This window comes from Hydrogenophaga sp. IBVHS1, from assembly GCF_002127265.1.
GTDB lineage: Bacteria > Pseudomonadota > Gammaproteobacteria > Burkholderiales > Burkholderiaceae_C > Hydrogenophaga.
The window spans coordinates 259,140-274,614 of sequence record NZ_NFUU01000003.1; the positions used below are offsets into that span (position 1 = coordinate 259,140).

Consider the following 15,475-nt stretch of genomic DNA (forward strand, 5'->3'; position numbering starts at 1 on the left):
CCTTTCGAAGGATTGGCGAGCTTACTGCAGTGTGCCTTTGGCCGCGTCGCGCGCTGGCGCCGCGCGCTCCACCCGCTCCACCTGCGGATCGGCCCAGCCGCCGGTGATGTGGAACTGCTGCGTGGTGGCGCTCTGCAACGGCTGGCGCAACAGGAATTGCGCAAGGAACGTACCCAGGCCAATGGCGGGGTTGATGGCGGTGGCAATCAGCGAGGCGGTGCCGGCGTTGATCTCGGGCACCACCACCACCTTCAGGTCCTGCTGCTCGCGCGCGATGTCGGCGCTGCCTTCCATCAACACCGCCGCATTCACACCCTTCATCTGCAGGTTGTTGGTGAACAGCACGCCCTGCTCGATGCGGGCGTCGCCGCGCACGAAGTCGAAAGCGAAGCCTTGCGAAAACACATCGCGGAAATCGAGCGCCAGCCGGCGCGGCAGGGCCTGCAGGCTGAGCACACCCAGCAGGCGCCCGGCACCGGGCTCCACCTGCAGGAACTGGCCGCGCTCGAATTCGGCGCGCAGCTGGCCCGAAAGGCTGGGGTAGTCGATGGAGAGCGGCGAACCGAGCCAGCCAATGTTGCCTTCGATGCGGCCTTTGCCACCGCGCACGGCGCCTTCGCGGCCGAAGCGCTTGAGCAGTTCGCCGGAGTCGTCCACATCCAGCGTGAAGTTGAGCGCGGTGCGACGCTGGGTTACCGGGCCGCCCTCACCGCCCAGTGCGGCCCAGTTGCCGGTGGCGTTCAGCCGCGCCTCGGGCACGCTCAGGCGAAGCTTGTTCAGGCGCCATTCGGCGGCGCGGGCTGGCCCGCCCCGGTTGACAGCTTCGATCTCGACCCGTCCCAGAGCGCGGCCGCTCATGTTGAAGTCGTCAACCGCAATGTCCAGCGCGGGCACGCTGGTGGGCTGGGTCAGCAGCTGCTCCACTTCGGTGGCCGCAGACGGCGCCAGCGTGAGCCGCGCGAGCCGGGCATAGACGCTGCCGATCGAGCCACTGGGCAGCTGGCGCACCTCCACATAGCCGTTGAGCTCGTCGGCGTCGATGTTGGCGCGCCACTGGCTGCCTTCGCGCGAGCCGCCCACCACCACGCGGTTGAAGGTGCGCCCCTCCGCCGTGATCCGGTTGGCGCGAACGGCCATGGTTGTGGGCAGGTAGCCCAGCGTGGCGCCTGCCGCGCCGCCCGCGCCCGAGCGCGGGGCCACTGCCGGAGCGGCAGCGGCCCGCACGTCCACACCAGTGGCCGAGGTAAAGACCCGTTGCCAGGCGTCGATGTCGATGCGGTCCAGCAGCACGTTGGCGCTCACGCCCTCGTTCGGCAGCGGTGTGGCGTCGCCATCGGCGAGCCCCACCGCGATGCCGCCGCGCAGCACGCGGGGTTCGCTGGCGGTCAGGTCGCGCTCGTATTGCACGGCGAGCACGGGCGCGAGCAGCGTGCCGAGCTGGATCGCCAACTGGTCGCTGCGCGCGTTGTCGCCGGCCATGTCGAGCACCGTGTTGTCGTAGCGCAGCGGCAAGCTGGCCTCGGCCGTCTTGCCCAGCGGCGCTGGCAGGTTCAGCGCCATGCCCTGCAGGCTGCTGGCCAGCTGCACCTCGGGCTGGCCGCCTTTGAAGCCGAGCTGCAGCGTGTAGCTGGCGCTGCCGCTGGCGTTCTGGAACAGGCGCGAGACAAAGCCCAGTCCGGCGTCGCGCAGACCCTCGGCGCGTGCTTCGCCCTGGCCCCGGAACTGCACACGCTGCACGCCCTCTGCATCGGGCCGCGTGCCGCCTTCAAAGCGCACTTCGCCTCCCAGCAGCCGGGCTTGCGCCGAGCGCACCGTGAAGCCTTTTTCGCTGAACGCCAGGGTGCCGCTGGCGCGCCCGAGCAGGGGCGATTCCGGCGTCACCTGCAGGTCGTTGCCGTCGAACTGCACGCTGCCGCTGACCTCGGTGGCCCGGGCGTCGTGCAGCGGCAGCTTGAGGCCGAAGCCCAGTTGCGCGGCGCCGCCGATGCGCGCGCGCGCCAGCGCCTGGCTGGTCATGGCGTTGATCGGTGAGCGTTGCACGAAGCCCAGCAGTTCGTTCGCCGGGCCTTGCGCGCGCGCACTGGTCACCAGCACCGAATCACCCTTGAGGTTGGCAATGCCCACCTCGCCCTGGCTCAGGCGCACACCCGGCGCGCCCGCCACGCCCGCCTCGGTCACGGTCACTTTGAAGGTGTTGCGGTCGAGCACCAGGTCGCCCGCCACGTTGCGCAGGCCGGGCCAGGGGGCTTCGCCAGCCGACTGCAGGAAGGTGGGCACGTAGTCCATGTCCACGTCCTGCAGGCGGGCCGAGATGCGGAACTCGCCCTGGTCGCCCGGGTCCTCGAACGGCACTTCGGCCACTTCGCCGCGCACGCGGAAATCGACCTTGTCCGAGGCACCACCGAGCACCGCCTCGCGCACGTAGCGCCGCGCGTCGGCCGACAGGGTGAGCGGGAGGTAGCGGTGCACGCGGGTGGCCTCGGCACGGGTGAGCGTGGCGGTGAGGTCGAGCACGCCGGGGAAGCGCTTGTCCGCGCTGTCGCCGGTGCGCCAGCTCGCCTTGCCCGTGCCCTCGGCATCGGCGTTGCTCAGCTGCACGTTGTCGAGTTGCGCCTCAATGCGCTCGCCCTGCAGGCGCCAGCTCGCGTCGGCCTCCAGGCGATCCAGCGGCAGACGCGCTTCTTGGAACACATCGGGCAGTTCGAGCGCGCCATCGCGGACGCTGATGCGCGCGCGGCCGCCCTGGTCGCTGAAGTCGAAGTCCACCGTGGCGCCGCTGATGCCGGGCCGTCCGGGCAGCGGGTAGCGCCCGGAGTTCGACATGCGCCCGCTGGACTGGCCCGAAAGCGCCAGGCCCACGATGCGCCCGCTGGCCTGGTAGCTGCCGTTGGCCAGATCAAGCCCCCCTTCGGCGGCGGGCCCGGCACCGGCCCGCCCTTGCCAGCGCGCGTTCAGGCCATTGACCTGCCCGGCGGGGCGCAGTTGTTCGATCAGCCCATGGCTGGGTGCGGGCAGGGGCAGGCGGCTGGCGATGGACGCGAGCGCGGCCAGGTCGAAGCGCTGGGCATTGAGCTGCAGACTGGCGCCTCGGCCCTCGCTTGCCACGGTGTGCGCCAGGCGCAGGCTGGCGGCCGGCCAGGTCACGCCCTCGGGTGTGCGAAACGCCAGGTTCTCGGTCGACAGCTCGTAGCCATCGCTGGACCAGGTGGCGGCCAGCCGGCCCTGCAAGTCGTCGATGGCGAGCACCGGCAGCTGGGGACCCAGCTGCGCCTGCACGCCCTGCAAAGCAAGATCAGCCGTGACGCCGGCCAGCTGCCCGTCGAGCACGTCGGCCCAGGCGCGCAAAGCCCCTTGTCCCGCGCGCACTTCCACCCCCCAGTCCGACAGGTCCACATAGGCGCGCAGGCGTTCCACGTCGACATGGGTGAAGTCGGCGAACACCTCGCCGTTCCATCGGTGCCAGGGATTCTGGCGTGCGCCATCGCGGTTCAGATCGAGCAGGGGTTCGCGCAGGCGCCCGCGCAGGCTCAGGCGTTCGCCCCACGCCGGCGGCGGCGTGGCATCCACACGAAACTGGTGCGTGAGCGTGGTGTTGCGCGCCACGAGGTCCAGGTTCTCCAGCGCCAGCGCAGGCTGGTTCCGCAGGTCGTCGGTCCAGCGCAGCGTGCCACCCTGAATGACAAATTCGCTCTGGGCAAAAAACCAGTCGGCACCCCGGGTGTTGCCCTCGCCCGGACCGGCCAGGTCCAGCCCGGCGACTTCGATGCGGCCTTGCGCGGTGCGCCGCACATCGAGCACCGGGCGGTCGATCACGATCTGCTCGAAACCGCCGCGCCAGAGGGAGCGCGCCGAGAGCGCGGTGCGGATTAGCGGCAACTGCAAGGCCACGCGGCCCTGGGAGTCGATGAGCTGCACGTCGCGCAGCTCGAAAGAGGGCATCAGCGCGGGCAGCCAGGAACGCCCGTTCTCGCTGTCGCTGGCCCGTATTTCACCCACCCGAACCGGAACTCCCACCGCCGAGCTGGCCCACCTTTCCAGGTCGGGGCGCCATTCGCCGATTCGGGGCACAATCCACGCGTGCAGGCCGAACCAGGTCAGCGCAAACAGGCTCCAGCCCGCCAGAACCAGCCACAACATGAGTCGGGTTGCCAACGAAATTGTCTTGAGGGTTCGCGTGGCAGCAGCGATGGGAGCCGGTCTTTGATTCATGTCCACCGCAAATTATGACGGCCAGCCATTCCACGGGTTCCGCAGCGGGAGTTTCCGGTTTGTCATCAAATGTGAACGCCTGCCCGCCGCTGACGCCGGCCGATCGCCAGGCCGATCGCTCGCGCTTCGTCCAGCGCATCCGGCGCCGCTACCCCGATGAACTGAGTTGCCTGCCCCCGGGCGCACCGGTGCACGCCACCATGCAGGTCTGCCTGACGACCCTGCTCGCGCGTGGCCTGCCCATGCCGGCGGCTTTGCGGGTGCTGCGCCAGCTGGTGCTGGAGCGCCTGGTGGTGCTCGACTGCGAGCAAGGCGCGCCGCTGGAAGGGGTGACGCGCGCCGTCACCGAGCTGGCCGAGCTGGCGCTGGACGCGGCCTGCACGCTGGCCTTCGCCGACCTCGATGAGCTTCATGGCGAGCCGCAGACCACTGGCCCCGATGGCCAGCCCCGGCGCGCGCGGCTCTGGGTGATCGGCATGGGCAAGCTCGGCGCGCGCGAGCTCAACGTGTCGAGCGACATCGACCTGATCTATGTGTATGACCAGGACGGCGAAACCGCCGGCAACGCGCAGGGCCGCAACCGCATCAGCAACCACGAGTACTTCGGCAAGGCGGTCAAGCACATCTACAACACGGTGGGCGAAACCACCGAGCACGGCAACGTGTTCCGCGTCGACCTCGCGCTGCGGCCCAACGGCAACTCGGGGCCGAGCGCGGTGTCGCTCGGCGCACTGGAAGAGTATTTCCTGGTGCAGGGCCGCGAATGGGAGCGCTTCGCCTGGCTCAAGAGCCGCGTGATCGCGCCGCTGGCCTGCGTGCGCGACGGCGGTGCCCAGCAGTTGCGTGGCACCGTGCTGCCTTTCGTGTTCCGCCGCTACCTCGACTACGGCGTTTTCGAGTCGCTGCGCAACCTGCACCGCCAGATTCGCGACCACGCGGCCAAACGCGCCGCCGGCAACCCCGGCCGTTCCAACGACGTCAAGCTCTCGCGCGGCGGCATTCGCGAGATCGAGTTCACCGTGCAACTGCTGCAGGTGGTGCGCGGAGGCCAGTTCCCCGAGCTTCGCACGCGCCCCACGCTCGATGCCCTGCAGCGCCTGTGCAAAGCCGGTCTGATGCCGCAGGCCACCGCCGAAGCACTGGCGCAGGCCTATCAATTTTTGCGCCGCGTGGAGCACCGCATCCAGTACCTGGACGACCAGCAGACCCACGTGATGCCCACGCAGGACGACGATCTGGCGTGGCTGGCCGCCACGCTGGACTACCCCGATGTGTGCGCCTTCCTGCACGCGCTTGATGCCCACCGCGAGCTGGTGGCACAGGAATTCGACACGCTGCTGGGCGGCCCCACCAATGGCGGCTGCAGCGGCAAAGGCTGCAATGGCAAGAATGGCACGGGCGCCCGGAGCTCGAGCGACGACCTGCAGACGGTGCTCGCGCAATTGCCGCCCGCCTTTGCGGCCAAGGTGAGCCAGTGGTGCGATCACCCGCGCGTGCTGGCCTTGCGCGAGGACACCCGCTCGCGCCTGGTGCGGCTGGTGCAGCGCACCGGCGCCTGGCTCGACGAAGGCCGCGTGAGCGAGGAAGCCGCGCTGCGCATGGCCGACTGGATCGAACCCCTGCTGCGCCGGGAGAGTTATCTGGCGCTGCTGCAGGAGCGCCCTTCGGTGCACGAGCGCCTGCTGCACCTGCTGGGCGCGGCGAGGTGGCCAGCGCGCTACCTGCTCAAGCACCCCGGCGTGATCGATGAACTCGCCGGCCAGCAGCTGTTGACCGACCGCTTCGACGCCGCGCAGTTCGAGGCCGAGCTGGAGGCGCGCCGCGCCGCGCTGCATTCCACCGGAGAGGACGACGAGGAAGCTTTGCTCAACCTGTTGCGCCGCGCGCACCACGCCGAGGTGTTCCGCACGCTCGCTCGCGACGTGGAAAAAGTGCTCACGGTGGAACAGGTGGCCGACGACCTTTCGGCCCTGGCCGATTCCGTGCTGCGCACCACCGCCCGCTGGTGCTGGGCCCGCCTGAAGAACCGCCACCGTGCCGAGCCCAGCTTCGCCATCATTGGCTACGGCAAGCTCGGTGGAAAGGAGCTCGGCTACGGCAGTGACCTCGACATCGTTTTTGTCTACGAGGACGAGCATGAGAACGCAGCCGAAATCTACGCCGCCTTTGTGCGCAAGATGATCAACTGGCTGACCGTGAAGACCAGCGAAGGCGACCTGTTCGAGATCGACACCGCGCTGCGCCCGAACGGCAACTCGGGCCTGCTGGTGACCAGCTTCACCGCCTACGCCAACTACCAGCAGCAGCGCGGCAGCAACACCGCCTGGACCTGGGAACACCAGGCCATGACGCGCGCGCGCTTCGTGCTGGGTGGTGTTTCCCTGGCCGGCCGTTTCGATGCGATTCGCGAATCGGTCATCACCGCTCCGCGCGATGCGCCGTCGCTGGCCGACGAGATCGTGGCCATGCGCGCCAAGGTGCGCCAGGCCCACCCGGTGCGCGGCGAGCAGTTCGACGTGAAGCACAGCCCTGGCGGCATGGTGGATGTGGAGTTCGCCGTGCAGTACCTGGTGCTGCTGCATTCGCACGCGCACCCCGAGCTGCGCGCCAACACCGGCAACATCAACCTGCTGCGCCGCGCCGAGCAAGCGGGGCTGCTGGAACCGGGCATGGGCGAGGCGGCGGCGCGCGCTTACCGCGAGCTGCGCCAGATTCAACACCTGGCGCGGCTGGACGAAATGCCCACGCAGGTAGACCCGGTGCGGGTGGAGGAGGCGGCGGCTGCCGTGCGCGCGCTGTGGCAGCACGTGCTGGGCCGCAAGCTGGTGCCTGGTGCCGCGGTGGCATGAACCGGTCGCGCGCCTGGCTCCTGGTGTGCTGCATGCACGGCGTGGCCAGCATGTTGTTGTGGTGGGCCCAGTCAGACGCGGTGGAGACACTCACCTGGCGCGCCGACCACTGGGCTGACCGCCCCTGGACGCTGTGGACCAGCGCCTGGGTTCACCTCAACACCCCGCACCTCATCGGCAACCAGCTCGCCCTTGGCGCGCTCACCGCCTTCGCCTGGGTGGTGCGCCCCAGCCTTCGCTGTGCCATGGCCTGGCTCACCGCCTGGCCACTGACGCAGTTCACCTTGCTGCTGTGGCCGCAGATCGGCTACGCGGTGGGTCTTTCAGGCCTGCTGCACGCGGGGGCCATGGTGCTCGCGGTGCAGCTCATCTTCAAGCGCATCCCCATCCGCAAGGCGCGGCGCTGGGGGGTGCTGCTGGCGCTGGGCGTGCTCACCAAGACCGTGTTGGAACGCGGCTGGTGGTACCCCGTGGTCTGGGACCGGGCCAACGACATGTCGGTGGTGCAGGCCGCCCACCTCAGCGGCGTGGTGTGGGGCGTGCTGCTGGGCCTGCTGGTGGCGTGGTGGCCGGCGTGGTCGGCCGGCGAAGGATTCAGGTGGCCTGGGGCGCGGGCGTGACCACCGCCAGCGACTTGCGGAAGCGGTTGAGTTCCTGAACGGTCTTGAAGCTCTGCTCCATGAGCAGGCTCATGTTGTGCAGGATGCGCTCGACCACGCGCGTTTCCCAGACCGCATCGAAATCGATCTGCTTGTCCAGCCAGTGCTCCAGCCACTCGGGGTTGGGCAGCCGGCTCTGAATGGTGTCGTTCGGAAACAGCGTCTTGTTCACGTGCAGGTTGGTCGGGTGCAGCGCCTGCGCGGTGCGCCGCGCACTCGCCATGAGCACGCCCACCTTGGCAAAAGCCGAACGCGCCTCGTCGCCAAACTTGCCGATGGCGCGCTTCATGTAACGCAGGTAGGCGCCACCGTGGCGCGCCTCGTCCTGGCTGAGCGTGCTGTAGATCTGCTTGATCACCGGCTCGGTGTGCCATTCGCTGGCGCGGCGGTACCAGTGGTTGAGGCGGATCTCGCCACAGAAGTGAAGCATCAGGGTTTCGAGCGGCGGCGCCGGGTCGAACTCGAAACGGATGTCGTGCAGTTCCTGTTCGGTGGGCACGAGTTCGGGCCGGAAGCGGCGCAGGTATTCCATGAGCACCAGCGAGTGCTTCTGCTCTTCAAAAAACCAGATCGACATGAAGGCAGAAAAGTCGGAATCGTCGCGGTTGTCGCGCAGGAACATCTCGGTGGCCGGCAGCGCGGCCCACTCGGTGATGGCGTTCATCTTGATGGTCTGGGCCTGCTCATCGGTGAGCGCAGCGGCATCGAACTGGTCCCAGGGAATGTCCTTGTCCATGTCCCAGCGCACGGATTCAAGTTGTTTGAAGAGTTCAGGGTAGAGCATGCAGGTCTTTCGAAACTCCTCGCATTTTATGCGGTGGGGGAAAAACCTCTTAGAAATCATCGTGTTGCGCAGGGGTATGGGTGCGGGATAGCCCTTCAAAATCATTCCGGCGGTTTCGCCAGCGACCCGCTGAGCTTGAGCCAACCTTCGCTGAGCATGGCCGGGGCGTCGGGCAGCAGGGCGTCCTGGCTGGCCTTGACCACCGGGTCTTCCTGCCAGGTGGTCACGTTGATGCGGCGCACCCAGCTCCAGCCGCCAGCGATTTCCGCGGGCACGGGCATGCGCACGGCGTCGGGGTCGACCAGCACCGGGCCAACACGGAAGGTGAATGCGAGTGCTTCCAGTGCGGGCGCCACGTGCTCCCGAAGCAGCTCGATCTTCTTGCGCGGCAGGAAGCCGCAGGTGGCGTGGACCGCGCCGCGCGGGTCGAGCACCAGCGTGAGGCGGATGCGCTGGCCGGGGCGGATCTCCACCAGGGGTGAGCGGTCGATGTAGGGGTGTTCCACCGCGCGCGGATCGGTGCCGGGCGGCAGGGCCATGGAGCCGAGGTAGCCTTCGCCGGGGCCGCTGGGCCGGGCCTGTGGCGCGAGCGATTCGTGCACCGGGTGGAAGCGGCTGTAGTCGTCGTTGACGAAGTAACCCATGAGGCCGTCGTCGAGCGCGAGCACTTCGCCCAGACGCACCGGCAGCGGCGTGCGTTCGAGTTCGGCGCGCGCATCGTTGTAAAGCGCACCTTGCCAGTTGCTTGCGCGTGGGTCGGACTGCACTTCCAGCCGCAACTCCGCGCGCACCAGCGCCAGCGGGTGGCCCACCAGCAGGCTCAGGTGTTCGTTGCCGGCGCGGCCCACCGGGTCGGTGCTCCAGAGCGTGGCGTCGATCATGCGCAGCAGGGCCGAGAGCGCGGTCTCGCTCGGGGGCGCGTCGCTGGCCAGCCGCTCGCGGTCGCGCAGGCCGTGTGCGAGCAGGCCCTGCACCACGCCCGCGAGCTGCGGCTGCGCCAGCGCGGGCGGTGCACCCAGCGGGTCCTGCTGACCGGGCACGCCCTGCCATTCGAGCGTGCGGCCATCGTCGGCGGGCTGAAGCTGCCCGCGCGCCTGGCCGGCGGCGTCGAAGATTTCCACCGCCTCGTCCAGGTGATCGGGCACCAGCCAGCCGCACACCGGCGAATGCAGCCGGGTGGCTTCGCGCGCATCGTCCGCAGCGTCGAGCAGGCGGAACATGAGGCGCGCCGGCTCCTGCACGCGCGGCGGCATGGCGAGAAAGGCTGGCCCGGCGCGACTCACCAGGTCTTCCGCGCGCACCGGCGCGTTGAGCACGGAGGCCACGAGGTCGTGGAACTGCCCGAAGGCGTCGATGACGCGCGCGCGCAGCACGCGCAGGTGCCCGGCGCGCAGCAGCCACAGCGCGGTGGCATCGGGCACGGGTTGCCAGTCGTCCGGCGCGGGGGTGCCGGCCACACCAGGTACCGGCTGGCGCGCCATCAGCACGTCGTGCACGCCAGAGAGCGAAGCCCCGAGCACGTCCAGACCCGCGAAGTCGCGCATCACGCGCGCAAGGTCGGCCTCTTCGGCCGGCGTGGCTTCGTCGCGCGCGCCGCTGGCTTCGTCGTCGAGAAAGCGCTTGAGCTGCCGCTCCAGCGTGCGCGCCACCGACGGCGTGAGCAGGCTGCGCCCGCGCAGGGTGAGCGCGGGCACGCCCTCGGTGCCGGTGGGCACGCCGGTGCGCAGCGCAAAGTCGGTCTGCTGCAGCACCCAGTCGCGCTCGGCACCGGGCGATGGGTACCAGGCGACTTCCCAGGCGAGTTCGATCGGCGTCCACGGACGGCGCCAGAACTGCAGGGCCATGGGCTTGGGCAGGGTGCCTTGCAGGCCGGAGACGGCGGCCAGTGCCTGCAGGTCGATCTGCGGATCGAGCGCGGCGGCCAGCCACATGGATTGCTCCACCTGCACGCGCTTGCCGGTGGCCGCTGGCGTGAGTACGCGGGCCTTGAGCCGCTGGGCCTGAGCGCCAGCGCGCTTGATGACCACATCGCGCGCCACGGTGACCACCGTGGGGTCCAGCAACAGGGTTTCGTGCAACAGCGCGCCGCACTCCGCAGGAATCTGTCCACTTCGCAGGTCGTCGGTGCAGAGGTCGCTGCCGACCACATCGACCAGCGGGCCGTTGCGGATGCCGCCGCCGAATTCGGCCCAGGGGTTCACGCTGAGCTGGCGCACAGTCTGGCCGCTGATGCGGCAGCCGAGCACGCCATCCACCCCTCGATCTTCGCCGTGCTTGTAGGCGCGCCGCCCCTGGCTGATCAGCAGCACCGGATCGCGCGGTTCAAACCAGCGTGGCATGGCGCGGCGCACGGTCTCGCTGCGGCGAGCCTGGGCCTGCGGCGCGGCATCGGCGGCGCGCTTCGCACTGCCCGACATCGAAGACTGCAGTTCCTGCAGGGTGGCGCCGGCCTTGTAGAAACTGCGCTTCACCTTGATCTCGCGCCCTTCGTATTTGTCGCCCCGCACCACGCCGTCACCGGCCTGCGCGGTGTGGCGCGGCGCCGGCGGCGTCTCGGCGCCAGAAGCGGGTGCGAACTCGTCGCCCTGCTCGATCTGGTCGACCACAAAGCCACCGGGCATGGAAGAAAAATCTTCCGCGTGCAGGTGGTTTTCCAGCCGGGCGATGCCGCTCTGCTGCGACAGATCGGACAGCGCGCCGGTGGCAAAGGCGTCGAGCAGGCGCGCCATGGAGGCATCGCCCGACTGCCGCGCAGACAGCGCGGCCAGTGCCTGCGCCGCGGTGTGGCCCACCGCCAGACCGACCGAACCGCCGGGCGGCACACCGGCCGAGGGGTGGTCGAAGCCGCCACCGCGCCCGCCCCAGGCCACATCGAACACCGCGCCGTGGCACAGCATCTGGCGCGGCCAGTAGGGCTCGAAAAAACTCTGCCGTGCGTAGCGGGTCTTGTCGTGGGTGCGCGCGAACTGCGCAAAGCCGGTGCCGACCGACACCTTTTCGCGATCGGCGTTGCGGGCACCGATCTCGACGCCGGACTTTCCCTCTTCGCTCTCATCGGCGCTCTTCAGGATGTTTTTGCGCTGCTCGGCCATGGCCTTTCTGCGCAGCGTGCGGATCACATCGGCGTCGACCATCCAGCCCAGGCGTTCGAGCACACCCAGCCACTGCTGCTCGGTGGTCGGCGCGTGCAGCGGGTCGTCTTCCAGCCGCGCGTGCCAGCCGCACACCAGGTAGGTGAGCGGGCCGGAGGCCACGCCCTGCAGGGGATCGTGGAAGGCGAGAAAATTCTGCGTGTTGTCGTAGTAGACGGCGAAGGTGGGATCGCCCGGGCCCATGGCGGTGACTGGAGGCGCTGCACTGGCGCGGTCTTCGCGCCAGTCGGCCAGCGGCACGGCGCGGCGGCGTGCGGGGTCGAGCGCACCGGCCACCACCCAGGCGGCGGCGCGCCGGGGCGATGTCTGCGTGGCGCCGGCCTGCACCCGCACCACCAGCCAGCGGTCGGGCACGCTGGAGAAGCGCGTGCGCGTGCCATCGCGCACGTCCGGCTGCTCGGTGGCGCTCTGGGCCGATGCGGCCAGCGGCGCGTCGGGCGCAGCGTTGCTGCGTTCGCCGCGCGTCAACCCATCGGGCAGCGCCCAGTGCAGGTGAACGCCGGCAGGGCGGCCGGTGTGGGTGTCGAACGGATCGGGCCGCGCCGCACCGACCTGCAAGGGGTCCACCGCCACGGAAGCCCATTGCGCGGTGCTCGCTACCGAAGCGGAAAGCGACAGTGCCTCGACCACGATGGGCACGAGCACGCGCGCGCCTTGCCACGCGCCTTCGTCCCAGTCGAGCGCGGTGGCCGGCGCAATGCCGTGCGCCATGGCGAGGTTGCGGGCGAGGAGTTCGGTCTGGAAAAGACGTTGGGCCATGGTGTGCTCACTGCGCCAGCGGGAACAGCGCCCGCACTTCTTCCACCCTCAGCGGCTGCGCGATCACCGCCACCTGCAGCACCGTATCGATGTACTGGGAACTCGCGGTGTAAGCACCGGAACCATTGCCCTCGAAGCGCTGCTGGAACGGAAACTGGAACATCTGCAAGGCCAGCTCGCCCGAGGTGAGCGTGCCGGGGTTCGCGTCGGCATCGCCGCTGGCCACCAGTTGCTGCTGCAGCAGATCGCGCAGCGCACGAACGTGCAGCACGCGCCGGTTCGACCGGCGCACCGGCACCGCCACGGTGCGGTTGCCGGCCACGGTCTGCCCGGTGCTGGCGCCGCGCAGTTTGCGCAGCTTGAGTCGAAAGCCACTGGGCGTGTCGGCCGAGGGTTCCACCAGGCCATCGCCGTTGCGGTCCTGCAGGTCCACGCCGAACTGAATGCCTTCGCGCGGTTCTTCCACGTCCACGCGCGTGGGCACGCCCTCGAAGACGCACAGCAGCACGTCGGGCGCGAGGCGGTCCATGCGCAGCAGCGGCAGCGGCCGGCCTTCCGGTCGTGCGGTGGTGATGTCGCGGTAGGCCTTCACCTCCAGGCCCGGCCAGCCGGACACAGCGCGCGAGCGCAGCAGCAGGCCGGTGAGATCGGCCGGCTGCGGCGCCACGATGCGGGCGATGCCCGGTGTCTTGCGCAGCCGGGGGCGCAGCACTCGCTCCTCTTCATCCACCTTGGCGCGCACGCCGCTGTGGGTGGCCTGAGCCTGTGCGTACTCGCGCGTGGTGCTTTTGCCCACGCTCAGTGCCCCATCCACCAGGCGATCGGTGAAGTTGCGGTCGATGTAGAAGAAACGCACCGACTCCTGCGGCAGCAGGCGGCTGTCGGGCACGAGGTAGTTGAACGGCACGCCGTAGAGCAGGCGCAGGCGCGCCAGCCAGTCGGTCAGCGCGGCGGGCATGCGCTCGGCGCTGGCCGCCAGCGCGGGGCGTTCCTCGGTGCGCAAGGCGCCGAGGTAGAGCGGAGTGGTGAGCCAGTTGTCCATGGGTTTCCCGGTGTTCAGAGCGGGCGGCGGAAACCGCCCAGACGGCTTTCAAAGGCCTGCACCTGCGGCGCGAAATGGCGCTGCGGGTCCTGCAGCAGCACGTCCAGCCGCGCCTCCTGCGGCGCCATCTGGGCGAAGCCGATCTCGTCGAGCACGGTGCCGGCAAGCGTCAGGCCGCCGAGCAGGCTCTGCACCACCACCACGTCCAGCCCCTTGGCTTCGGCCACCTGGGTGGCGTCCAGCCCGGGCAGCCGCTCGCGCAGCGCGACCAGCCCGGTGGGATCGCGCAAGGCACCCAGCCGCCCACCCTTCATCAGGCCGTCGAACGAGCGTGCGGTGAGCCTGGTGAGGATGCGCGGCATCAGCAACATGGCGCGCGGGTTGAGCAGTTCGGGCAGCACCAGACCAGGCCTTGCCAGGCGCGCCGTGATCAGGCGGTTGAACAGCGCGGTGTCGAGCGACAGGCGGCCATCGCGCCGCCAGTGCATGAGGTCGAGCGCGAAGCGCGGGTCGCCCAGCGCCATGAGGCGGCCGATCTCGAACGCGGCCGCGTAGCCCAGGTTCTCCAGACCGGTGGCGGGGTCGAGGCGGCGCGCCTGGTCGGCGTGGTGGTACGGCCCCACGGTTTCGCGGCGCACGCCCACCGGTGTAAGCGGGCCGCGGTACCAGGCAATGGTCTGTTCGCCGTCGCGCGTGAGGTGCGGCAGCGGCACATGCCCGGTGTCGAGCGCGGCGCGCCACACCGCGGCACCCGTGCCGCCCGGCGCCTGCGCGAGCGAGGGCGGCAGGCCCAGCATGGCCACACCGCCGTTGCGCGGCAGCGCCTGCATGATGGCCTCGAAGTCGCCGCCTTCGCGGCATTCAAAACTCCATTGCGCCAGCATGAAGAGGCGCACCTTCGGCATCAGCAGCTGGATACCGATCGCGCGACCGCCCTTGTTGATGGCCGAGCCCACCACCTTGTCGGACTGCGCCACTTCGATCCACGCACTGCTCTTCGCGGACTGGCGGTTGCCCGAGACGCTGGTGGCCTTGCCCTTGACTTGCTGCTGCCGCATGGCGGTGGCGCCCGCAGCACGAGTGCGTGGCTGCTGCGCGGCCACGCCCGAAGGTGCAGCAGCCGCATCGCCGGCCCACTGGTAGGCCGAGCCGGTGCGCTCCATGTGGTCGAGCAGCAGTTGTTCGACCTGCGATGCATCGAGGCTCGGGTCGCTCGCCACCACCAGGTTTTTCCACACCTGCGCCTTGTCCGCAAAATCGGCCACCACCGGGCGGCTCAGATCGGCGGCGGTGAGTGGCGTGGTCTGCGCCTCGGTGGGCAGAAAGGCCTGCGTGCCTTCGAGCGATACCAGGCAGGCTTCGTACTTCTTGCCGGGCTCGGGCAAGCGGTTGCCCACGACCACGGCGAACCAGCCGTCGTCGTCCATGCCCATGAGCTCCTTGTCTTCCGTGTTGACCTGTCGCACGTGCGTGAGCAGGCCGATCTCGCTCTGCATCGGCGCGATGTCCTGGAACAGATCGAGCGGCATCTCCAGGCCCAGGCAGGGCTGGTTCAGCATCGCCTCGGGCACGTCGGGCAGGCTCAGCCTCGGCGAGAGCGGGCTACTGGCGCCCTGCACCACATCGCGCACGGTGCAGGGCGAAAGCGTGGTGGCCTCGCCCTTCTCGAACAGCAGCACCGCCAGCCACGGCGTGGCATCGCCCGGCGCGAGCTGGCGTTCCCACGGCAGAGTGCGACGGCGCAGCACGATCATGGGCAGGCGCGACACATAGCTGCCCACCCCGTTGGTAGGCGGGAACACCGCGTGGATCATCGACGGGTCCATCGTGAAGCGCGGTGCGTCGATCGCGAAGGGGTACACGCGCTCGGGCGGCAGCGGCTTGGAGCCGGTGTCAACGCGGGCGGCGCCGGCCTTCAGTTCGTGCGAGACGCGCAGCGAATACTCGCCCGCGCCGAGGGCAGGGCGGCAGACGGCGTGGAAGACCACTTCGCCGCGCGCGGGGTTGGGGAGGGTGGCCAT

7 protein-coding genes are annotated in these 15,475 nt (G+C 69.7%); 2 read left to right on the top strand and 5 right to left on the bottom strand.

Annotated features, from left to right (window positions below; genetic code table 11):
• Positions 1-21: 21 nt before the first annotated feature.
• The gene (locus CAP37_RS19135; RefSeq protein ID WP_256927056.1) at positions 22-4,152 is read right to left on the bottom strand and encodes a YhdP family protein; all 4,131 of its coding nucleotides are present in this window, start codon (positions 4,150-4,152) and stop codon (positions 22-24) included.
• A gap of 71 nt (positions 4,153-4,223) precedes the next feature.
• Between CAP37_RS19135 and glnE the strand changes: the two genes are divergently transcribed.
• Both glnE and CAP37_RS19145 read left to right on the top strand, forming a co-directional pair.
• Complete coding sequence (gene glnE / locus CAP37_RS19140) at positions 4,224-7,058, top strand: bifunctional [glutamate--ammonia ligase]-adenylyl-L-tyrosine phosphorylase/[glutamate--ammonia-ligase] adenylyltransferase (protein WP_086125956.1); 2,835 nt, start codon at positions 4,224-4,226, stop codon at positions 7,056-7,058.
• Positions 7,055-7,678, top strand: coding sequence for a rhomboid family intramembrane serine protease (locus CAP37_RS19145; protein WP_086125958.1), 624 nt, complete (start codon positions 7,055-7,057; stop codon positions 7,676-7,678). Before glnE ends, CAP37_RS19145 begins: the two co-directional genes overlap by 4 nt.
• Here CAP37_RS19145 and CAP37_RS19150 read toward each other — a convergent pair.
• The 4 genes from CAP37_RS19150 to CAP37_RS19165 all read right to left on the bottom strand — a co-directional run bounded on the left by CAP37_RS19150 (position 7,653) and on the right by CAP37_RS19165 (position 15,475).
• Positions 7,653-8,501: a ferritin gene (locus CAP37_RS19150; RefSeq protein WP_086125961.1), complete on the bottom strand. Its 849-nt coding sequence runs from the start codon at positions 8,499-8,501 to the stop codon at positions 7,653-7,655. The genes CAP37_RS19145 and CAP37_RS19150 overlap by 26 nt on opposite strands.
• Before the next feature lie 101 nt (positions 8,502-8,602).
• Positions 8,603-12,412, bottom strand: coding sequence for a hypothetical protein (locus tag CAP37_RS19155; protein WP_086125964.1), 3,810 nt, complete (start codon positions 12,410-12,412; stop codon positions 8,603-8,605).
• A 7-nt stretch (positions 12,413-12,419) separates the two neighbouring features.
• On the bottom strand, positions 12,420-13,454 hold the full coding sequence (locus tag CAP37_RS19160; RefSeq protein ID WP_086125966.1) for a hypothetical protein: 1,035 nt from the start codon (positions 13,452-13,454) through the stop codon (positions 12,420-12,422).
• A gap of 14 nt (positions 13,455-13,468) precedes the next feature.
• Positions 13,469-15,475 (bottom strand): hypothetical protein, encoded by a 2,007-nt coding sequence (locus tag CAP37_RS19165; protein ID WP_086125969.1) that lies wholly within the window; start codon positions 15,473-15,475, stop codon positions 13,469-13,471.